Here is a 19,612-nt window from a genome sequence, read left to right on the forward strand (position 1 = left end):
GGATCCCCGCGCTGGTCCCTCCTCCCCGAGGGCTGCACCGCAGAGCCCGTGCCCCATCCACCTCCAACCCGCGAGACAGGATCCGACATGAGTGAGAGAACAGCCGTGCACGCCGCCGGCGCAGCGCCGGGGTCGGGCGCCCACGAGGGAGCCGGACCGCAGCTCCGCGGCCGGATGGGCGTGATCGAACTAGCGCTCACCGTCCTCGCCTTCGCGGCGCCGCTCGCGAGCGTGGTGGCGGTGCTTCCCCTGGTGATCATCTTCGCCGGTGTGGGGGCACCGCTGGCGTTCGTGGCAGCGACGGTCATGCTGCTGCTCTTCGCCGTGGGCTACACCACGATGAGCCGGTACCTGCCGAACCCCGGCGCCTTCTACGCCTACATCAGCGCCGGCCTGACCAAGACGCTCGGGTTGGCGGCGAGCTTCCTCGCCATCCTCGGCTACACGATGATCGGGCTGGGGATCACCCTCTTCTTCGGCCTCGCCGCATCGGACCTGGTCGCCACCACGTTCGGCGGTCCCGCGGTGCCCTGGTGGCTGTACTCCCTGCTGCTCATCGTGGTCGTGGGGAGCCTCGCCTTCTTCCACATCGAGCTGTCGGCGAAGGTGCTCTCCCTTGTCATGGTGCTCGAGATCGCGGTCGTGCTGGTCTTCGACGTCGCCGTCGCCGCAGATGGAGGGCCGGAAGGTCTCTCGGTGGCGCCCTTCGCCTTGAGCAACTTCTCCGGAGCATCGGTCGGCGTCGCGGTGCTCTTCGCCGTTATCACGTTCATCGGCTTCGAGGCCACCGCGATCTTCCGGGAGGAGACCAGGGACCCCCGCCGGACGGTGCCGAGGGCGACCTACGTCTCGGTCGCGTTCATCGGGGTGTTCTACATCGTCGCGGTCTGGCTGATCATCATCGCCTACGGTCCCTCAGCCGCTCCCGATGTCGCGGCTGCGAGTGCGCCCACCATGTTCCCCGACGCCATGGACCAGTTCGTCGGCGTGTGGGCCCGGGACGTGCTCTCCGTGCTGTTCCTGACCTCTTCGTTCGCCGCCGTGCTCTCCTGCCAGAACATCATCGCGCGCTACGGCTACTCGCTCGGATCGGACAGGGCCCTGCCGTCTGCGCTGGGGCGCGTGCACCCGCGACACGGCTCGCCCTACGTCAGCTCGATCGTCCTCACCGTCGTCTTCCTGCTCGGTGTGCTCGCCTTCTCCGGAAGCGACCCGGGCGTCGCCTACGCCTGGCTGGCGGGGGCCGGAGGCTTCCCGCTGCTGCTGCTCATGTTCCTGACGAGCGTGGCCGTGGTCGTCTTCTTCCGCAGGTCCCGGGCGGACGTCGACGACTCGACGATCTGGCACACGCTGATCGCCCCGGTGCTGGCGATGGTGGCCCTCGGCACCGCGCTGTACCTGGCGGCCACCAACTTCGTCCTGCTGACCGGCGGCGACCGCGGCACGGCGATCGCCCTGCAGGTCGTCATCTGGGGAGTGTTCCTCGTGGGGATCGGGGTCGCGCTCTACTACCGGTCGAAGCGACCGGAGACCTACGCGCGGATCGGCCGGCAGAAGATCACCTGACCGGAGCCGGTAGGGGCACCCGGTGGCGGCCCCCGGGTGCCCCTACCTCCCACTGATCGACGCTCGATGGAGGGGAAGCCCACGTGAACTCGTACGACGTCATCATCATCGGAGCCGGGACCTGGGGAGGTTCGACCGCCTGGCACCTCGCCGAGCGAGGGCGACGGGTCCTGGCCATCGACGCCTTCCGGCCGCCGCACGAGCACGGATCCCACGGCGGGGCGACCCGCCTGGTCCGCCAGTCCAACAGCACCGGACCGGAGTACGTCGAGCTCACCCGGCAGGCCTTCGAGCTGTGGGACCGCATCGCTGCCCGCACCGGTGAACAGGTCATGATCGAGACCGGGAACGTGTTCGTCGGCGCGCCGGGGTCGCGTTGGTTCGACAACACGCTGGCCAACCTCGCGGCCTCGCCCTTCGAGCACGAGGTCTTCCAGACGGCGGAGGCCCGGAGCCGCTTCCCGAGGCTGCGCATCGGCGACGGCGAGCTGGCGGTGTGGGAGCCCCGCGGCTCCGTGGGGCAGGTGCCGGCCGCGCTGCGCGCGATGCAGCAGCTCGCTCGGGAGGCCGGCGCCGAGTTCCGCTTCGACGAGCCGGTGGTCGACTGGTCGGCCGACGAGTCGGGCGTGACCGTCCGGACCGAACAGGGCACGTACCGCGCCGAGCAGCTCGTCGTGACCGCGGGGGCCTTCTCCACCACGTTGCTCGGTCTCGACCTGCCCACCAGCGTGGAGCGGCAGGTGCTCGCCAACTTCGCCGTCGACCCGGGCGCCCCGCGCCTCCCGTCGATGTACTTCGCGGCGCCCCCCGGGGACGACTCCGCGCCCAGCTACGGCTGCCCCGAGCCCGACGGGACCTTCAAGTTCAGCGTCGTGGGCAAGGGCGACGTGATCGAGCCGCAGGACCTGTCCCAGGACGTGACGTCCGCCGACCTCGACCGGGTGCTGGCCGTGCTCCGTGACCGCGTCCCGGAGATCACCGGTGAACCGCTCCGGACGACGGTCTGCATGTGGACGGAGGCGACCGACGGGCACTGGCTCATCGGCCGCTATCCCGACAGCGAGCGGGTGACGTACGCGGCTGCCTGCAACGGACGCGGCTTCCGCTACGCCCCCGTGGTCGGCCAGGTCCTCGCCGACCTCTCCGAGGGGATCACTCGCCCCGACCTCGCCCTGTTCGAGTCGACCCGCTTCGAGATCACCCCGGTCACCGCCTGACCGCCGGCAGCCCACCCCTCACCACCGTGGACGCACAGGAGAAGCCCATGGACCACGCGACCCTGACCCCTCCGACGCCGGACGAGGTCGCGGCCCCGTCCGGCACGGTGGGCGAGGCCTCTGCCGAGGAACTCCAGGCCCAATCGGACATCCGCGCGGTCCTGGCGCAGCTGCCCGGCTTCGACGGGCCGGACACGGTCTGGAGGTGGCTCAGCGGGGGAGGGGCGCACAAGAACTTCCTCGTCAGGGCCGGTGGCGAGCAGGTGGTCGTGAAGCTCTGGAACCGGATGTGGGAGGGGGTCGCGGTCGTCCCGCCGGCGCCCATCGTGTTCCACAATACGAGGCTCGCCGGGGATGTGGGCGTGGGAGCCCCCGTGGTGGCCGTCATCCAGGAGCCACTGGCACTGGTCATCGACTTCCTGCCGGGCCAGGTCATGGACCAGAGCGGCGACAACTGGATCCCGCGGCTCGCGGCCAAGGCCCGCGAACTGCACGACTCGGGCGTGCGGTTCGCGAACGACTACAACCCCTTCGCGGAGAGCCGGAAGATGTTCGCGGTCGCCCACCATCGCGGAGTCGGTTCCCCCGACGACTTCCCCGACCTGGAGCGTGAGATCGCTCGCGTCGAACAGGTCCTCGACCTCCGGGTCAACGAGTTCGTGCCCTGCCACAACGACCTCTACGGCGCCAACATCCTCGAGAGCGGTGGCGCACTCCGGCTGATCGACTACGACCTCTCGGGCATGGGGGACCGCTGTTACGACCTCGGTTTCGCGTCCGCCTACGGTGAGATGGACCTCGACCAGATCAACCGGCTGTGCGAGTCCTACGTCGGGGCGGTCGACGAGCGGACCGTGGCACGGACGCGGCTGTGCGCCATCGCGGCCAACTGGGCGTCGGTGGGGCTGTGGAAGGTCGCGCTCTCGATGGCCGACACCAACGACGACTACGATTACGCGGGCGAGCTGGCGAGCAGTCGCAGGCGACTGCGAGCTGCTCTGGATGCCGACGACTTCGGTGATCTGCTGCAGCGGGCACGGCGCTGAGCCCTCCAGTGACCCGTGACCTCCGCTCCCACCTCCCCGGTGACCTGCAGGCGCCGTTCACCCGGCCAGCCGGCGCGACGGAGGTGCTGCTCGTCCGCCACGGGTCGGCGGCTCATCAGGGCCTCACCTCGCCCGACGGCCCGGACGTGCTCGAGGGTCAGGCAGATCCGCCGCTGACGCCGGCCGGTGCGGCCCAGGCGGAGGCCGTGGCACGGCGGCTGGGGCAGATGGCGGTCGACGGCGTCTTCGTGACCTCCCTCCGTCGCACCCAGCAGACCGCCGCGCCGCTGGCCGAGGCGCTCGGGCTCGAGCCGGAGGTCGTCGCCGACCTCCGCGAGATCTCGCTGGGCGAGTTGGAGGGTGACGAGTTCGAGCGGCGCCGTCAGGCCGGTGACCCCGTACTGGCGCGTGCCTTCGCCGAGCAGCGGTGGGACGTCATCCCCGGGGCCGAGTCGATGCACTCCTTCGCCCAACGGGTCAGCCGCGGCCTGAAGCGGGTCGCCGACGTGGTCGGACCGGACGCGGCCGCCGTGGCCATCGTCCACGGTGGCGTCGTCGCCGAGCTCTGCCACCAGGTGACCGGCAGCGACCGGTTCGCCTTCGTCCACGTCGAGAACGCATCGATCACGACGCTGCTCCGCACCGACGAGGGCAGGTGGCGCCTGCGCACCTTCAACGACACGGCCCATCTGGTGGAACAGCCGGACCGGCAGCGAGGAGAGCAGCCACGGAGCTCGTGAACGCAGACCATCGGACCGCCATCGTCACCGGCGGCGGCTCGGGCGCCACCGGCCGCTCCTTCGGCGACCACCCCACGATCGTGCGGTCCATCCGCAGCGAGTTGCTGACCCTGCACGGCGACACCGTCGTGCACACCGGGCACGGCGACGACACGACGGTCTCCGCGGAGGCCGGCATCATGGGCTGAAGTGGGGCTCGGGCAGCTGTGCCGCCCCGGTCGATGCGCGGTCCCCAACCCGGTTCCTCCTCCTGGACTGCAGCCGGCGGCCGGGGTGGCCGCGGCTGTTCCCCGCCAGGACCGCGTTCGGCAGCATCGTCCCGCGGGACCGTTCGCGCCACGCCTGCGCATCGGGCTTGCCCCGGGAGCGCGGCGTGACCGAGGTGTGGAGTGGACCGACGCAACGGCTCGACCCCTGCATCTCCCAGTGCGCCCGAGACCTCCTGCAACGGCGCCGGGGGTACCGGATGGGCTCCGTCACGACCCGCGAGGCCGTGCTCCGGTCCCGGCTATGCGGGAAAGGACGACCGGCTGCTGTACCCGAAGTCGCTCAGCAGCGAGACCCCGTTGATGGCGCGCGACAGCGGGGAGCTCAGGAAGAGGACCGACCACGCGATGTCCTCGGGCGTGTTGACCGGGAACGGCACGTCGTCGAAGGACTCGACACCCATGCCGCGGCGCGCCATCGGGGTGTCGGTGATCGACGGGCAGACGCTGTTCACCCGGATGCCGAAGTCCTCGTAGAGCTCGAACGACAGCGCCCGCGTCAGCTGCACGATCGCGCCCTTGGACGCGTTGTACGCCAGCATGCCCGGGGCCGCGACGAAACCCGAGTCCGACCCGATGATCGTCACCGACGCCGCCGACCCTTGCTTCAGATGGGGAGTCGCGTGCTTGACGAGCAGGAACGTGCCCAGGACGTTGGCGTCCAGGGTGTCGCGAAAGCCCTGGCTGGTGACCTCCTCCAGCGGTGCTCCCATCTCGCCCTCCACGCCGGCGGAGGCCACGACGTGGTCGAGGCCGCCCAGCTGATGCGCGAGATCGCCGACGGCGCCAGCCACCGCGGTCTCGTCCCTGACGTCGGCGACCGCGGTGAAGACCTGGCCGTCGTGGCCGGTGAGCGCTCTGGACAGGGCGCTCTGGATCGCCGCCTCGCTCCGGCTGATCACACCGACCCGAGCACCTTGGTCCAGCATGGCCCGGGCGCACGCCAGGCCGATGCCGGAGGCACCCCCGCTCACGATCACGCGCGCGTCGTGAAGCCTCAGATCAGTCAAGGGTCCAACTCCATCCGTGTGGCCGTCGAAGCGGTGCGGACCGGTCCTCCGAAGGGCACAGACTGCTGGCCGCAGGTGACGAGGCTCTTGTCTCCTGGCGCTCGATCCTTGTGCCTGGACGCCCGACCGGGGAGGTGGCCGGTCGTCCCGTCGGCCCGGGGCGGTAGAACGGACCATGACCGTCAGCTACTTCGCGCTGTACCGGACGCCGGAGGACCCGGCCGATTTCGAAGCGCACTACTTCGGCAGCCACGTGCCGCTGATCGAGAAGACGCCGGGACTGCTCGAGAACAAGGTGCACCGGGTGACCCGTCAGTTCGTCGGGGAGCCGGCGTACTTCCTCCTCGCCGAGCTGGTCTTCGAGTCGGCCGAGGCGATGAAGGCCGCCTTCCGGACGCCGGAGTGGGCAGCGGGAGGCAAGGACCTCGCCGCCTGGGGTGGCATGGAGCTGGTCACGATGTTCTCCGCCGAGCCGCATCCGGCGGCGCAGGCGACCTGATCGGCCAGTGGGCCTGCGCGGTCGCCGGCTCCCCGGCGCCCTCCTCCCTGCACGCTGCGACGACAGGGGCGGGGACCACTCGGCACCGAGTGATCCGTCGTCCCGACGGCTCGGCATCCGTCCGCCCGGCGCCGGAGGGGGACGGAAGCCGTCCCCCGGCCTCGGGGCTGCGGTGGTGCCGGCGATCTGCGCTGCCCCGCCGACCTGCGTGGCGGCGATCACGACCCATACCGTGTCCTCACCCGTCGACGTCCGACCTGGAGAGCCCCATGGCCGTCTTCCGGATCCTCGAAGCGAAAGCCCGTCCGGGCGCCATCGACCGCCTGGCCGAGCTGCTCGTGCGGCAGAACGACGAGGTCGTCGGATCCGCGCCCGGCGCCTTGTTCGCCCAGGCCCTCCGCAGCGGTGACCAGGTGCTTGCGGTGTCGAGCTGGCGGAGCGCTGAGGACATGCAGGGCTACCTCGACCAGGAGGTCACCCAGGAGTTCTACCGGGCACTCCCGGAACTGCTGATGGGCAGCCCGAGCGTCCGCACCTATCAGGTGATCGGCGACGGTGACGGTGCTGCCGGGTGGACGGGAGACGATCCGGACACGAGCGGGGCCCGGGTCGGGGGGCGACGGTGAGCTGGTACTACCCCAAGGGCTGGACCGATCAGGAGGACGGCGTCGAGCAGGTGGTCATCCACTACGCCTGCACCCCGCCCGGCCAGTGGCCCGACTGGTCCTGGGGCCACGAGTCACGCGTCCTCGAGGATCGGGGCGGGCACCCGCGGAACCGGCTGAAGGTGCTGCGGATGCCCCGCACGGTGTGGGACCTCGAGCACGGGCGATCGACCCCGGAGTACCGGTTCCACTACTACTTCGAGGTCTTCCAGGACGGTCACCGGTGGACGACTGACCTGTTCAGCGAGGACATCGTCTACCGCGACCTCGAGTACGTCGACGACCACGGGTGGGCGACGAACATCTGCATCTACTGGTCGGTGGGGGACTGGAGTGCTCCGGTCTACAGCCCGATGGAGGATCCCCGCTTCCCCGGCGACTCGGAGTTCCGGTCCACCAAGTACTACTCGTACTGGGACAAGGAGCGGTTCCACCGCGAGAAGTTCCACATGCTCCAGGCCCTCGGACGGCCACACCGGTGGCAGTCGCGCATGTACGGCCCCCGCGGAGCGACGCTGGTCCAGCAGTACCACGTCGGACGCATGTTCCCGCCGGAGGAGAAGGACGAGTTCTGGCTGGGGCCGGACGGGCGGGCGGCTCCCGGCGCCAACTGGTGGGTGCACCACCTATAGGTACCCGAGCGCCACCCCACTGGTCCCCCATGGATGCGAGGTGAACGTGAGCGAACTGTCGACCGCCGTCTCCGGTGCCCGTCGGGCGGAGACGGAGCAGCTCGTCAGCCTCCTCAAGACCTGGGTCGATCCCGCCCCGGGCCTGGAGATGGTGCAACTGCACTACGCGTGGACCCGGCCGGGTGAGGAACCGGACTGGGATGCCGGCGACCGCCGCGTCCTGACCCCGAGTCGGCACTCACCGGGACTGCGGACGGCGGTCATCGAGGTCCCGCGGCAGCTCGGCGGGAGCCGTGACTACCACCTGCACCACTTCTTCTTCGCGGTCGGTGGCGCCGAGACGAGCACCTCGCCGATCGTCACGGAGGAGATCGTCGCGCGCGAGGTCACCTACACGGACGAGTCCGGGCGCTGGACCCACGTGGGGATCGGTTGGGGAGTGACCCCCGGAGATCCGGAGCCCCCGGCCCCCAACTACACGGCTGCGGCCATGGACGGCCTGACGTTCGAGGACGCCGGAGCGGGAGCACCACCGGAACCGGCGCCGATCCACGAGTTCGTCCGGGCCCAGCCGCTCCCGCACGTCTTCCGCGGCCTGGTGTGGGGGCCGCGGGGATCCGAGCTGCGCTATGTCTTCCACCTGGTCCGGGCCGGCAGTCCGCGTCCCGAGGACGACACCGAGACCTGGGACTACGCCGACGGCAGCGGATGGGTCTTGACGCTGTAGTGGTCGAGGGCGCCCCCGGCCAGGACGCCTCGACGAGTTGCCCACCAGCACGGGATTGGACTGGTCATGCCTGCCTCCACGAACGCCGGCCTCCCCCTGGAGTGGGTGTCGCCCGCGGGGGAGCGGACACCGAGCGGCCGAGTGCGCTACCGCGGTTCCCTTGCTGCGGCCGACCGTCCGCTGAGCCTGCACCTGGGGTTCGACGGCTCGGAGCCGCCCTTCCTCGACGTCGCCATGGAGCGTGAGGAGGACGGCAGCTGGACCGCTGAGGTCCCCGACACCGACGGCCACATCCTGCTCGACTGCGCGGTCTCCACCGCCGAGGACGACTGGGACAACAACGGCGGGGCTGACTTCCGGCTGTGGATCGGTCTGGATCCGGTGGACGCCCACGTGCACGCCCGCACCCGCGGCTCCGACAGCATGGGCTTCCAGAGCCTCCGGACGGCCCTGGCCTCGGGAGGCATGACCCACGCGCTCGTGTCGTGGCAGGACAACGCCTTCATCGACGAGGTGACCGCCGGTGTCCCGTGGCTCACCAGGCTGGTGTGGGTCAGTCCGGGCGGCCCCGGGCCCGACGACGTCCGCCGTCGTCTGTCCGGCGGTGCTGTCGGCCTGAAGCTGCACCCCACCTATGACGAGTACCCCGCGGACGCCCCCGGGCTCGATCCCTTCCTGCAGGCGGCGGCGGACGCCGGGGTGCCGGTGGCGGTGCACACCGCGCCGGGACCCTCCGATCCCGACCTCGTCCGCCGGCTGGCCGAGCGGTTCCCTCAGGTGCCCTTCGTGCTCTACCACACCTTCCTCGGACCCGAGGAAGGGCGCCGGCGCGCGGCGCGCCACGCCCAGCAGCTGCCGAACCTGCACCTCGAGACGTCGTGGTGTCGCTCGGCCGAGGTCCGGCGCCTGATCGACGAGGTCGGTGCCGAGCGGGTCCTCTTCGGGTCCGACGCGGCCACGGACGGGCCCGTGCACTTCGTCCGCTCGCCGCCGAACATCGAGATGACCGAGAACTACAACGAGAGCCTGCTGGTGCTGGCCCGGCAGCTCCCCGCGCCGACGCTGCGGGCCCTGCTGCAGGACAACACCCGACGCCTGTTCGGACTCGCCGGTCCGCGCCCCGGTGAGGAGCCGACTCCGACCGCAGACGTCCACCAGCTGTTCGTCGATGCGCTGCAGCAGGCCGAGCGGGTCGTCGGGCGGGTCGGGCGGGACCAGTTCCCGCTGTCCACGCCCTGCACCGAGTGGGACGTACAGGCGCTGCTCGGGCATCTGCTGGCCACGGTCCGGCGAGCCGAGCGGGTGGCTGGCGGGCGGTCGGTCGAGTCCGTGCCGCAGGTGGCGGCGGTCGATCCTCGCGGCGGTTGGGCCTCGCGGTTCCGGGCAGCCACGGCGAAGGCGCGGCACGCCTGGGACGCGGCCGCACCGGCCGACGTCGTCGCTCCCTGGGGCATGCTGCCCGGACCCGTCGGACTGTCGGGGTTCGTCCTCGAGCTGGTCGTGCACACCCATGACCTGGCCCTCAGCACCGACTACCCCGACCCCCTCGACCAGCGGCTCGCCACGGCGGCTCTGCGCATCACCGAGCGGCTCCTCCCGACCACGCTCCGGGGTACCGGGTCGGCCTTCGCCGCCCCGCAAGCGGTGCCGGACGGCGCCGACGCCTACGCTCGCCTGTCCGCGTTCCTCGGCCGGGCTCCGCGCTGACCGCCTACCGCGCGCTCAGGGACGGCAGGCATCCCTCCGGTGTCCGCCGCCTCCGTCCCGGAGGGCCGGGTCGAGCGTCCGTTCCCGGGGGCCGGGTCAGGGAGTGTTGGGGCCGGGGTCCCCGGGGTCCCCGGGGTCCCGCGGGTCGGTGGCGCCTTCTACCTGCGCGCCGATGCGGGCCTGCAGGGCCTCCGCGGAGAGGACGACCTGAACGGTGGTACCGCGGCCGAGTTCCCGACCGTCGGTGGCCACGGCGCTGCACGCGCAGGTGAGCCGATTGCCCCGCACCTCCACGCAGCGGGCCCTCACCCGGAGGGCGTCACCGACCCAGCTCGGGCCGAGGTGCTCGACCGACACCGAGCGCCCGATGCCGGCCTCACCCGGCTCGAGGTGCCGGAGCAGGAGCTTGCGGCCGGCCTCCTCGAAGTGCTTGGCCATCGAGTAGGTCGCATACACCGGGTGGACGGGTCCGAGCTCGTCGAACCGGACGGTCATCTCCGTCGTCACCACCACGTCCAGTTCAGCCTCGGCCCCGACCGGGACGGGGATCACGCGGGGACCCAGCGGGCCGGCCGCTTCTCCCGGAAGGCAGCGATCCCCTCCTGCCCCTCCTCGCTGGCGAAGAACCGGGCCGAGACCGTCAGCAGGTCCGGGAACTGCTCGGTCAGTGGACCCGAGCGCGCTGCGCGCAGCAGGCGCTTGGTCTCCCCCAGGGCGAGCGGTGCTCCCTTGCCCAACGCGACGACCTGCTCCCGGACGCAGGCGTCGACGTCGTCGGCGGGCACGACGACGTCGACCAGGCCCCCGGCCAGGGCCTCCTGTGCATCGAACACCTCGCCGGTCAACAGCAGCCGGTGCGCCACGTTGGGCACCATCCGCGGGAGCACCACTGCGGAGATCACGGCCGGCACGATGCCGATGCGCACCTCGGTGAACGCGAACGTGGCCGTGGCCGCCGCGACGACGACGTCGCAGGCGGCCAGGAGGCCCAGGCCGCCGGCGCGCGCAGGGCCGCGGACGGCTGCCACCACCGGCTTGGGGGAGTCCCAGATCTGCTCCAGCAGGGCGGGGAACTCGTTGACGCCCTGGTCCTCCGCAGCACCGCCGGCGGCCTCGGCCAGGTCCATGCCGGAGCAGAACACCCGGCCCGTGTGGTCGAGGACGATCACCCGGACGGCGTCGTCGGCGAGCGCCTCGGTCAGTGCCGATCGCAGCTGGGCACGCAACGCCCGCGAGAGGGCGTTGCGGTTGGCGGGGGAGTCGAGGGTCAGGGTGGCGACCCCGTGTCGCACGTCGACCTGCAGCACCCGGTCGCTCACGGGCGTCAGGCGTCGAAGTCGACGGTGACGGCGTCGGAGAGCGGCAGGGTCTGGCAGGTGAGCACGTAGCCGGCCGCGACCTCCTTCTCCTCCAGGGCGTAGTTGCGGCGCATCTCGACCTCGCCGTCGGTGACGCGGGCGCGGCAGGTGCCGCAGACGCCGCCCTTGCAGGCGAAGGGCAGGTCGGAGCGCACCCGCTGCGCCGAGTCCAGGACGGTCTCGTCCTTGGGGAGGGCCAGGGTGGTGGAGCGGCCGTCGAGGACGACGGTGACCTGGCTGCTCGGCCCGTCGACGGTCTGGTCGTCCCCGCGCACCGGCTGGGGTGGGACGTCGTCGACGTAGAACAGCTCCTGGTGCACCTTCTCGCGCGGCACCCCCAGCCCCGTGAGCAGTTCCTGCGCCTCGGTGACCATGCCGTGCGGTCCGCACAGCCACCAGTGGTCGACGTGCTCCGGGTCGGTGAAGGTGCCGACCAGGGTGCGCAGCCGCTCGGCGTCGAGGCGGCCGCTGGTCAGTTCGGCGTCGCGGGGCTCGCGGGAGAGCACGTGCACCAGCTGCAGGCGGGTGCCGTAGGCGTCCTTCAGATCGGCGAGCTCGTCGGCGAACATGACGGTGTTGGTGCGCCGGTTGCCGTAGAAGACGGTGACGGTCGACTCGCCGTCGCGCAGCACGCTCCCGGCGAGGCTGATCGCCGGGGTGATGCCGGAGCCGGCGACGACGAAGACGTGGTCGGCCGGGGTCGAGAGGTCGGCGGTGAAGGTGCCCGAGGGGGGCAGCACCTCGATCTCGTCACCGGGCCGCACCTCGTGCACGAGGTAGGAGGAGAAGAAGCCGCCGGGGACCTCGCGGACGCCGACCCGCGGTGGTTCGCCGACCGGCGCGCAGATGGAGTAGGAGCGCCGCTCGTCGCGGTCGCCGTCGACCCGGCGCAGGGTGAGCGCCTGGCCGGGCCGGAAGGCGTAGTCCTCGGCGAGCTCTGTGGGGACGTCGAAGGTGACCGCGACGGCGTCGTCGGTGAGCTGCTCGACCTTGGCCACTTTCAGCGGGTGGAACTGCGGCCGGCGCCGGGTGCTGGTCGGAACGCTCACGCTCAGATCTCCTTGACGTGCTCGAACGGCTCGCCGCAGCTGCGGCAGCGGCGGAGGGCCTTGCAGGCGGTGGCGCCGAACTCGCTCTGCTCCACGGTGTCGGCCGAGCCGCACAGCGGGCAGGCCGCGGTGCGGCGGGAGGGGCCCAGCTGCAGCGGCACGGGCCCGGCGGGGCGGACCGGCGCCTTGCCGGGCGGGGCGATGCCGGCCGCGGCGAGCTTGCGGCGGCCCGCCTCGCTGATCCAGTCGGTGGACCAGGCGGGGGAGAGCACGGTGCGCACCTCGACGTCGTCGAAGCCGGCCGAGTGCAGCGCGTGCAGCAGGTCGGCGCGCATGACGCCCATCGCCGGGCAGCCGCTGTAGGTCGGGGTGATGTCCACGATCACCGTGCCGTCGTCCTCGGTCCGCACGTCGCGCAGCACGCCGAGGTCGGCGAGCGTGAGCATCGGCAGCTCGGGGTCGGTGACGGTCTCGGCCACGGCGCGGGGGTCGGTGAGCACGCCGGTCACCAGGTGGCCGCCGGGTGCCGGCGGGCCAGGCCCTGCAGGGTCTCCAGCAGCGCGCTGAGCTCCGGCCCGTGCTCGCCGGTCCGGCTCCGCGGCGGGGTGTCGGCCGGCCACTCGGGCACCCGCAGCGTCGCCTGGTCGAGCACCTGCGTCAGCACGGACACGACCTCCTCGCGGACGTCGGCGGGGTCTACCGCGACGCCGGCCTCGGTGAGTCGCCGCTCGACGTCGGTGGCGGTGAACAGGTCGGCCAGGTGGGGCCACACCGCGTCGACGCCGGCCTGCACCCGGCGGTGCGACTCCGCGGTGCCGTCGCCGAGCCGCAGCACCCAGCGGGCGGCGTGGTCGCGGTGGTAGGCCAGCTCGTTGACGCCCTTGGCCGCGATCGCGGCGAGCACCGGGTCGCGCGACTCCCGCAGCCGGGCGAACACCGCCAGCCGCACGGTGGAGGCCACCAGCAGCCGGACCACCGTCTGCCCGAAGTCGCCGTTCTCCGCCGCGACCAGGCCGGTGTTGCGGAACTCGTCGGGGTCGCGGAAGTAGGCCAGCGCGTCCTCGTCGGGGATGGAGTCGGTCGCGAGCGTCCGGGAGCGGCCGAGGACGCCGACCGACCCGGCGCGGGCCAGCAGCAGCCGCGCCTGGCCGAGCAGGTCCAGCGCGGTGTTGCCGATCGCGACCTCCTCCTCCAGCTCCGGCGCGGCGGTGACCCACTGGGTCAGCCGCTGGGCCAGCACCAGGGCGTCGTCACCGAGCATCAGGCAGTAGGCGCCCAGGTCGGCCGGGTCGATGCCCTCGGGGACGGTGGTGTCGACGCCGGCCAACGGCTCGTCGAAGCCGGTGCCGAACGCCCAGTGGCCCTCGCCCCCGTGCGCGTGGTCCAGGGCCTCGTAGACGGTTTCCTCGTGCAAGATCACTGCCTCTCCTGAGATGCCGATGGCGCTACCGAGGCGCCCGGCTCACATGTGGGGGACGTTCTCGGGGATCTCGTAGAACGTGGGGTGGCGGTAGACCTTGTCGCCGCTGGGGGCGAACATCGGGTCCTTCTCGTCGGGGCTGGAGGCGGTGATGTCGGCGGCCTTGACCACCCAGATGCTCACGCCCTCGTTGCGCCGGGTGTAGACGTCGCGGGCGGCGTGCACGGCCATCTCGTCGTCGGGGGCGTGCAGCGAGCCGACGTGCACGTGGTTGAGCCCGCGCTTGCCGCGCACGAACACCTCGTACAGCGGCCAGTCCCGCCGGGTGACGGCCGGCTTCGGGGCCACCGGCACCTCCGGCCCGGTCGGGATCGCGCCGTGCCCGCCCTCGGCGGTGACGTCGGTGCTCACGCGGCGCTCCCCGCGGCGGTCCCGGCGTGCTTGGCGGCGTAGGCGGTGGCGGCCTCGGTGACCCAGGCGTTGTCGTCGCGGGCGGCGCGGCGGCGGCGGAGGCGCTCGGCGTTGGCCGGCCCGTGGCCCGACACGACCCGCTTGAACTCCTCCCAGTCGATCGCCCCGAACCGCCAGTGCCCGGACTCCTCGTCGAAGCGCAGGTCGGGGTCGGGCAGCGTGACGCCGAGGAACTGCGCCTGCGGGACGCTCATGTCCACGTAGCGCTGCCGCAGCTCGTCGTTGCTGTGCCGCTTGATGCCCCAGGCCATCGACTGCGCGGAGTTGGGGCTGTCGTCATCGGGCGGGCCGAACATCATCAGCGAGGGCCACCACCACCGGTCGACGGCGTCCTGCACCATCGCCCGCTGCGCAGGCGTGCCGCGCATCATCGTCATCAGCAGCTCGTAGCCCTGCCGCTGGTGGAAGGACTCCTCCTTGCAGATGCGGATCATCGCCCGGGCGTAGGGCCCGTAGGAGGAGCGGCACAGCGGCACCTGGTTGCAGATCGCCGCGCCGTCGACCAGCCAGCCGATGACGCCGACGTCGGCGTAGGTCAGCGTGGGGTAGTTGAAGATCGAGCTGTACTTCTGCTTGGACTCGATGAGCTTGTCGGTCAGGTCGGCGCGGTCGGCGCCGAGCGTCTCCGCGGCGGAGTAGAGGTACATGCCGTGGCCGGCCTCGTCCTGCACCTTGGCCAGCAGGATCGCCTTGCGGCGCAGGCTCGGGGCGGCCAGCAGCCAGTCGCCCTCGGGCTGCATCCCGATGATCTCCGAGTGCGCGTGCTGGGCGATCTGGCGCACCAGCGTCCTGCGGTAGCCCTCGGGCATCCAGTCGCGCGGCTCGATGCGCCGGTCGGCGGCGATGGTGGCGTCGAACCGCTGCTGCAGTGCGGTTTCGTCGGGGGCAGGTCGTTCCAGTGTGGGTGCCGACATCTCGTTCCCTCGGTGTGCGACTCGAGCCATTTACTGACCGGATGGTCGGTAATGAGTGTGCACGACACGACCCCACAGCACAAGCCCGGGGCGGGGGTTCCCGAAGGGGCTTGACAGGGCCCGCGCGGAGGAGTTGATTACCTGACCATCTGGTCGGTATTTGGGTGGGACGCCCGCGCCGACCGCCCGGCGACGACGCTGCACCACGGAGGCACCGGCCATGACGGCTGCGACCAGCGAGACCACCCGGCGCCTGGGGACGGCGCCCGACCCGGCGATCCTCGACCCGGCGGAGCGCCTGTCCGTCGACGAGCTGCGCGCGCTGCAGCTGGAGCGGCTGCAGTGGTCGCTGCGGCACGCCTACGACAACGTGCCGCACCACCGGCGGGCCTTCGACGCCGCCGGCGTGCACCCCGACGACTGCCGCGAGCTCGCCGACCTCGCGCGGTTCCCCACCACCAGCAAGGCCGACCTGCGCGAGAACTACCCCTTCGGCATGTTCGCCGTCCCGCAGGAGCAGGTGCGCCGCGTGCACGCCTCCTCCGGCACCACCGGCCGCCCGACCGTCGTCGGCTACACCGAGCGCGACATCGACACCTGGGCCACGGTCATGGCCCGCTCCATCCGCGCCGCGGGCGGGCGGCCGGGGGACCGGCTGCACAACGCCTACGGCTACGGCCTGTTCACCGGCGGGCTCGGCGCGCACTACGGCGCCGAGAAGCTCGGCTGCACGGTCATCCCGGTCTCCGGGGGCATGACGCCCCGCCAGGTGCAGCTCATCCAGGACTTCCAGCCCCGGATCATCATGGTCACGCCGTCCTACATGCTCACCGTCATCGACGAGTTCGAGAAGCAGGGGATCGACCCCCGCACCTCCTCGCTCCAGGTCGGCATCTTCGGGGCCGAGCCGTGGACCGAGCAGATGCGCCGCGAGATGGAGGAGCGCCTCGACATCCAGGCCGTCGACATCTACGGCCTGTCGGAGGTGATGGGCCCCGGCGTGGCGCAGGAGTGCGTGGAGACCAAGGACGGGCTGCACATCTGGGAGGACCACTTCTACCCCGAGGTCATCGACCCGATCACCGGCGAGGTGCTGCCCGAGGGGGAGGTCGGCGAGCTGGTGTTCACCTCGCTGACCAAGGAGGCCATGCCGGTCGTCCGCTATCGCACCCGCGACCTCACCCGGCTGCTGCCCGGCACCGCCCGGCCCGGTATGCGGCGGATGGAGAAGATCACCGGCCGCAGCGACGACATGATCATCCTGCGCGGGGTCAACCTCTTCCCCACCCAGATCGAGGAGATCGTGCTGCGCACCCCGGGCCTGTCTCCGCACTTCGCCCTCGAGCTCACCACCCGCGGCCGGATGGACCACCTCACCTGCCGGGTCGAGGCCCGCCCGGACTGCCCGCCCGAGCGGCGCGCCCAGGCCGCCCGGGAGGTCGCCAAGGGCGTCAAGGACACCGTCGGCACGAGCATCGAGGTCCTCGTCGTCGACCCCGAGACCCTCGCCCGCTCCGTCGGCAAGCTCCAGCGGCTGTTCGACCACCGGGACCGCGGATGACGGCCACGGCCGATCCGGCCCGGACCCGGCGTGGACGCCCGGGCCACTCGCTGGACTCACTGCTGGACATCGCCGTGGCGGCCTTCAACGAGCGCGGCTACGACGCCACCAGCATGGAGGAGCTCGCCACCCGGCTGAGGGTCACCAAGTCCGCGATCTACCACCACGTCACCGGCAAGGTCGAGCTCCTGCGGCTGGCCCTCGACCGCGCGCTCGACGCGCTGTTCGCCGTCACCGAGGAGCCGGAGGCGACCACGGGGCCGGCCATCGACCGCCTCGAGCACGTCGTCCGCGGCTCGGTCCGCGTCCTCACCGAGCAGTTGCCCTTCGTCACGCTGCTGCTGCGCGTGCGCGGCAACTCCCCGGTCGAGCAGGCCGCGCTCGCCCGGCGGCGCGAGTTCGACCGGATCGTCACCGACCTCGTGCGCGCCGCCGAGGAGGAGGGCGACGTGCGCCCCGACGTCGACCCCGCCGTCACCAGCCGGCTGCTGTTCGGCACCGTCAACTCCCTCACCGAGTGGTACCGGCCGGACGGCGGCCTGTCCGCCGACGACCTCGCCGACGCCCTCGTCGCCACCACGTTCGAGGGCCTGCGCGCCCGGCCCTGATCCCTGCCCCTGACCCCTGCGGGGCCCGGTGACCACCGGGCCCAGAGGAGACCGCCATGACCCACCCCGCACCGCTCCTGGAGAGCTACGTCGCCGGCCGGTGGTACGCCGCACCGGACGACGGGACGCCGATCGCCGACGCGGTGACCGGTGAGACCGTCGTCCGGATCAGCAGCACCGGCCTGGACGTGGCCGGGATGCTCGAGCACGCCCGGACCGTCGGCGGCCCGGCGCTGCGGGAGCTGACGTTCCACCAGAGGGCCGGGCTGCTCAAGCAGCTGGGCCTGCGGCTGATGGCCGACAAGGACGCCTTCTACGCACTGTCCCGGCGCACCGGCGCCACCGACCGCGACAGCGCGGTCGACATCGACGGCGGCTTCGGCACGCTGCTGTCCTACGCGAGCAAGGGCCGCCGCGAGCTGCCCGACGACACCGTGGTCCTCGACGGCGCGGTCGAGCCGCTCGGCAAGGGTGGCACCTTCGTCGGCCAGCACCTCTACACCCCGCTGCGCGGGGTGGCCGTGCAGATCAACGCCTTCAACTTCCCCGTCTGGGGGTTCCTGGAGAAGCTGGCCCCTGCCTTCCTCGCCGGTGTGCCGACGATCGTCAAGCCGGCCAGCCAGACCGCGTACCTCACCGAGGCCGTCGTCCGGAAGATCATCGAGTCGGGCCTGCTGCCCGAGGGCTCGGTACAGCTGCTCGCCGGCAGCGCGACCGGCTTGCTCGACGGGCTGGCCGGGCAGGACCTGGTCTTCTTCACCGGCTCGGCCACCACCGCCCGCAAGCTGCGCAGCCATCCCGCCGTGGTGGCCAACTCGGTGCGCTTCAACGCCGAGGCCGACTCGCTCAACTGCGCCGTGCTGGGGCCCGATGCCACCCCGGACACCCCCGAGTTCGACCTGTTCGTCAAGCAGCTGGTGACCGAGATGACGGTCAAGGCCGGCCAGAAGTGCACCGCCATCCGCCGCGCGTTCGTGCCCCGCGAGCTGGTCGACGACGTCGTCGAGGCGACCCGGGAACGGCTGGCGAAGGTCGTCGTCGGCGCACCCGACGCCGAGGGGGTCCGGATGGGCGCCCTGGCCAGCCTTGACCAGCGCGAGGAGGTGCTGCGCTCGGTCAAGGCCCTGCGTGGCGTCGCCGAACTCGTCGTCGGGGACCCGGACCACTTCGAGGTGGTGGGGGCCGACCGGGACCGCGGGGCGTTCCTGCCGCCGATGCTGCTGCGCTGCGACGACCTGACTGCCGCCGAGCCGCACGACATCGAGGCCTTCGGCCCGGTCAGCACCGTCCTGCCCTACGACGGCGTCGGGCAGGCCGTGGAGCTCGCCGCGCGCGGACAGGGCAGCCTGGTCGCCTCGCTGGTCACCCACGACCAGCAGTTCGCCCGCGAGTTCGTGCTCGGCGCGGCGCACGCCCACGGCCGCATCCTGGTGCTCGACCGCGACGACGCCAAGGAGAACACCGGCCACGGCTCCCCGCTGCCGGTACTCGTCCACGGCGGCCCCGGCCGCGCCGGCGGCGGTGAGGAGCTGGGCGGCATCCGCGGCGTGCTGCACCACATGCAGCGCACCGCCGTGCAGGCCTCGCCCGACATGCTCACCGCGATCGGTGGCCGCTGGGTCGCTGGCGCCCGCCGCACCGACGACGGCGTCCACCCGTTCCGCAAGTCGCTGGCCGAGCTGCGCATCGGTGACTCCGTCACCGCCGGCCCCCGGCCGGTGACGCTGGCGGACATCGAGCACTTCGCCGAGTTCACCGGCGACACCTTCTACGCCCACACCGACGAGGAGGCCGCGGCGGCGAACCCGCTGTTCGGCGGCCGGGTCGCGCACGGCTACCTGATCGTCTCCTGGGCGGCCGGACTGTTCGTGGACCCGGCACCCGGCCCGGTGCTCGCCAACTACGGTGTGGACAACCTGCGGTTCCTCACCCCGGTCAAGCCCGGGGAGGAGCTGACGGTCACCCTCACGGCCAAGCAGATCACCCCGCGCGGCGGCGCCGACCACGGCGAGGTGCGCTGGGACGCCGTCGTGGTGAACACCGAGGGCAAGCCGGTGGCCACCTACGACGTCCTGACGATGGTCGCCAAGACCTGGCCTCCGGCCGCTCAGCAGGAGGGCTGAGACCCGCCGGGTGGTGCTCCGCGACCGCGGTCG

Annotated in this window: 21 protein-coding genes; 13 read left to right on the plus strand and 8 right to left on the minus strand. The window is 72.0% G+C overall.

All coding sequences use genetic code 11. From position 1 onward, the window contains the following. The first annotated feature begins 87 nt into the window (after positions 1-87). The 5 genes from LY71_RS08580 (at position 88) to LY71_RS08600 (ending at position 4,757) form a co-directional block, all read left to right on the plus strand. Positions 88-1,566: an APC family permease gene (locus tag LY71_RS08580; protein WP_106276567.1), complete on the plus strand. Its 1,479-nt coding sequence runs from the start codon at positions 88-90 to the stop codon at positions 1,564-1,566. Between the two features lie 83 nt (positions 1,567-1,649). Continuing rightward, a complete protein-coding gene (gene solA, locus LY71_RS08585; RefSeq protein ID WP_106276568.1) occupies positions 1,650-2,783 on the plus strand; it encodes an N-methyl-L-tryptophan oxidase in 1,134 nt (377 codons plus the stop codon). A gap of 47 nt (positions 2,784-2,830) precedes the next feature. Further along, positions 2,831-3,829 (plus strand): phosphotransferase family protein, encoded by a 999-nt coding sequence (locus LY71_RS08590; RefSeq protein ID WP_106276569.1) that lies wholly within the window; start codon positions 2,831-2,833, stop codon positions 3,827-3,829. Between the two features lie 8 nt (positions 3,830-3,837). Next, positions 3,838-4,569: a histidine phosphatase family protein gene (locus tag LY71_RS08595; protein WP_170121281.1), complete on the plus strand. Its 732-nt coding sequence runs from the start codon at positions 3,838-3,840 to the stop codon at positions 4,567-4,569. Further along, positions 4,566-4,757: a hypothetical protein gene (locus tag LY71_RS08600; protein ID WP_245887771.1), complete on the plus strand. Its 192-nt coding sequence runs from the start codon at positions 4,566-4,568 to the stop codon at positions 4,755-4,757. Before LY71_RS08595 ends, LY71_RS08600 begins: the two co-directional genes overlap by 4 nt. A 320-nt stretch (positions 4,758-5,077) precedes the next feature. On the opposite strand, the gene LY71_RS08605 is transcribed toward LY71_RS08600, so the two are convergent. Beyond that, complete coding sequence (locus LY71_RS08605; RefSeq protein ID WP_106276571.1) at positions 5,078-6,022, minus strand: SDR family NAD(P)-dependent oxidoreductase; 945 nt, start codon at positions 6,020-6,022, stop codon at positions 5,078-5,080. Here LY71_RS08605 and LY71_RS08610 point away from each other — a divergent pair. The 5 genes from LY71_RS08610 to LY71_RS08630 all read left to right on the plus strand — a co-directional run bounded on the left by LY71_RS08610 (position 6,021) and on the right by LY71_RS08630 (position 10,075). After that, entirely contained in the window at positions 6,021-6,344 is a 324-nt protein-coding gene (locus LY71_RS08610; protein ID WP_106276572.1) for an EthD family reductase, read from the plus strand. The genes LY71_RS08605 and LY71_RS08610 overlap by 2 nt on opposite strands. 269 nt (positions 6,345-6,613) lie before the next feature. After that, positions 6,614-6,970 (plus strand): putative quinol monooxygenase, encoded by a 357-nt coding sequence (locus tag LY71_RS08615; RefSeq protein ID WP_106276573.1) that lies wholly within the window; start codon positions 6,614-6,616, stop codon positions 6,968-6,970. Then, a complete protein-coding gene (locus LY71_RS08620; protein ID WP_106276574.1) occupies positions 6,967-7,641 on the plus strand; it encodes a hypothetical protein in 675 nt (224 codons plus the stop codon). Before LY71_RS08615 ends, LY71_RS08620 begins: the two co-directional genes overlap by 4 nt. A gap of 46 nt (positions 7,642-7,687) precedes the next feature. After that, positions 7,688-8,368: a hypothetical protein gene (locus LY71_RS08625; protein WP_146146085.1), complete on the plus strand. Its 681-nt coding sequence runs from the start codon at positions 7,688-7,690 to the stop codon at positions 8,366-8,368. A gap of 66 nt (positions 8,369-8,434) precedes the next feature. Further along, the gene (locus LY71_RS08630; protein ID WP_146146086.1) at positions 8,435-10,075 is read left to right on the plus strand and encodes a TIGR03086 family metal-binding protein; all 1,641 of its coding nucleotides are present in this window, start codon (positions 8,435-8,437) and stop codon (positions 10,073-10,075) included. A gap of 96 nt (positions 10,076-10,171) precedes the next feature. On the opposite strand, the gene LY71_RS08635 is transcribed toward LY71_RS08630, so the two are convergent. Genes LY71_RS08635 through paaA form a run of 7 tightly spaced genes read right to left on the minus strand, consistent with a single transcriptional unit; the run spans position 10,172 to position 15,287 of the window. Next, a complete protein-coding gene (locus tag LY71_RS08635) occupies positions 10,172-10,627 on the minus strand; it encodes a thioesterase family protein (protein ID WP_106276577.1) in 456 nt (151 codons plus the stop codon). Continuing rightward, positions 10,624-11,394 carry an enoyl-CoA hydratase-related protein gene (locus tag LY71_RS08640; RefSeq protein ID WP_106276578.1) on the minus strand — a complete coding sequence of 257 codons (771 nt, stop codon included), beginning with the start codon at positions 11,392-11,394 and terminating at the stop codon, positions 10,624-10,626. The genes LY71_RS08635 and LY71_RS08640 overlap by 4 nt, the downstream gene beginning before the upstream one ends. A gap of 5 nt (positions 11,395-11,399) precedes the next feature. Further along, positions 11,400-12,482, minus strand: a complete 1,083-nt coding sequence (gene paaE, locus LY71_RS08645; protein ID WP_106276579.1) for a 1,2-phenylacetyl-CoA epoxidase subunit PaaE — start codon at positions 12,480-12,482, stop codon at positions 11,400-11,402. Between the two features lie 2 nt (positions 12,483-12,484). Then, entirely contained in the window at positions 12,485-12,982 is a 498-nt protein-coding gene (gene paaD / locus LY71_RS08650) for a 1,2-phenylacetyl-CoA epoxidase subunit PaaD (RefSeq protein ID WP_245887772.1), read from the minus strand. A 5-nt stretch (positions 12,983-12,987) separates the two neighbouring features. Further along, a complete protein-coding gene (paaC, locus tag LY71_RS08655; RefSeq protein WP_245887773.1) occupies positions 12,988-13,902 on the minus strand; it encodes a 1,2-phenylacetyl-CoA epoxidase subunit PaaC in 915 nt (304 codons plus the stop codon). 42 nt (positions 13,903-13,944) lie between these two features. Further along, complete coding sequence (gene paaB / locus LY71_RS08660; protein ID WP_342748003.1) at positions 13,945-14,313, minus strand: 1,2-phenylacetyl-CoA epoxidase subunit PaaB; 369 nt, start codon at positions 14,311-14,313, stop codon at positions 13,945-13,947. Then, entirely contained in the window at positions 14,310-15,287 is a 978-nt protein-coding gene (gene paaA, locus LY71_RS08665) for a 1,2-phenylacetyl-CoA epoxidase subunit PaaA (protein ID WP_106276581.1), read from the minus strand. Before paaA ends, paaB begins: the two co-directional genes overlap by 4 nt. A 220-nt stretch (positions 15,288-15,507) precedes the next feature. On the opposite strand from paaA, the gene paaK reads away from it, so the two are divergent. The 3 genes from paaK to paaZ are packed head-to-tail and all read left to right on the plus strand — an operon-like array spanning position 15,508 to position 19,579. Continuing rightward, positions 15,508-16,848 (plus strand): phenylacetate--CoA ligase PaaK, encoded by a 1,341-nt coding sequence (gene paaK / locus LY71_RS08670; RefSeq protein WP_106276582.1) that lies wholly within the window; start codon positions 15,508-15,510, stop codon positions 16,846-16,848. Next, entirely contained in the window at positions 16,845-17,456 is a 612-nt protein-coding gene (locus tag LY71_RS08675; RefSeq protein ID WP_106276583.1) for a TetR/AcrR family transcriptional regulator, read from the plus strand. Before paaK ends, LY71_RS08675 begins: the two co-directional genes overlap by 4 nt. Before the next feature lie 56 nt (positions 17,457-17,512). Beyond that, positions 17,513-19,579, plus strand: a complete 2,067-nt coding sequence (paaZ, locus tag LY71_RS08680; RefSeq protein WP_106276584.1) for a phenylacetic acid degradation bifunctional protein PaaZ — start codon at positions 17,513-17,515, stop codon at positions 19,577-19,579. The last annotated feature ends 33 nt before the right edge of the window (positions 19,580-19,612 follow it).

The organism is Geodermatophilus tzadiensis, from assembly GCF_003002915.1.
GTDB lineage: Bacteria > Actinomycetota > Actinomycetes > Mycobacteriales > Geodermatophilaceae > Geodermatophilus > Geodermatophilus tzadiensis.

What these genes read in the sequence shown, in the direction of transcription:
- LY71_RS08610 (WP_106276572.1), top strand. Translation starts at nt 6,021, where the DNA reads ATGACCGTCAGCTACTTCGCGCTGTACCGGACGCCGGAGGACCCGGCC.
- paaZ (WP_106276584.1), top strand. Translation starts at nt 17,513, where the DNA reads ATGACCCACCCCGCACCGCTCCTGGAGAGCTACGTCGCCGGCCGGTGG.
- LY71_RS08580 (WP_106276567.1), top strand. Translation starts at nt 88, where the DNA reads ATGAGTGAGAGAACAGCCGTGCACGCCGCCGGCGCAGCGCCGGGGTCG.
- LY71_RS08615 (WP_106276573.1), top strand. Translation starts at nt 6,614, where the DNA reads ATGGCCGTCTTCCGGATCCTCGAAGCGAAAGCCCGTCCGGGCGCCATC.
- LY71_RS08590 (WP_106276569.1), top strand. Translation starts at nt 2,831, where the DNA reads ATGGACCACGCGACCCTGACCCCTCCGACGCCGGACGAGGTCGCGGCC.
- LY71_RS08675 (WP_106276583.1), top strand. Translation starts at nt 16,845, where the DNA reads ATGACGGCCACGGCCGATCCGGCCCGGACCCGGCGTGGACGCCCGGGC.
- LY71_RS08605 (WP_106276571.1), bottom strand. Translation starts at nt 6,022, where the DNA reads ATGGTCCGTTCTACCGCCCCGGGCCGACGGGACGACCGGCCACCTCCC.
- paaA (WP_106276581.1), bottom strand. Translation starts at nt 15,287, where the DNA reads ATGTCGGCACCCACACTGGAACGACCTGCCCCCGACGAAACCGCACTG.
- LY71_RS08630 (WP_146146086.1), top strand. Translation starts at nt 8,435, where the DNA reads ATGCCTGCCTCCACGAACGCCGGCCTCCCCCTGGAGTGGGTGTCGCCC.
- paaK (WP_106276582.1), top strand. Translation starts at nt 15,508, where the DNA reads ATGACGGCTGCGACCAGCGAGACCACCCGGCGCCTGGGGACGGCGCCC.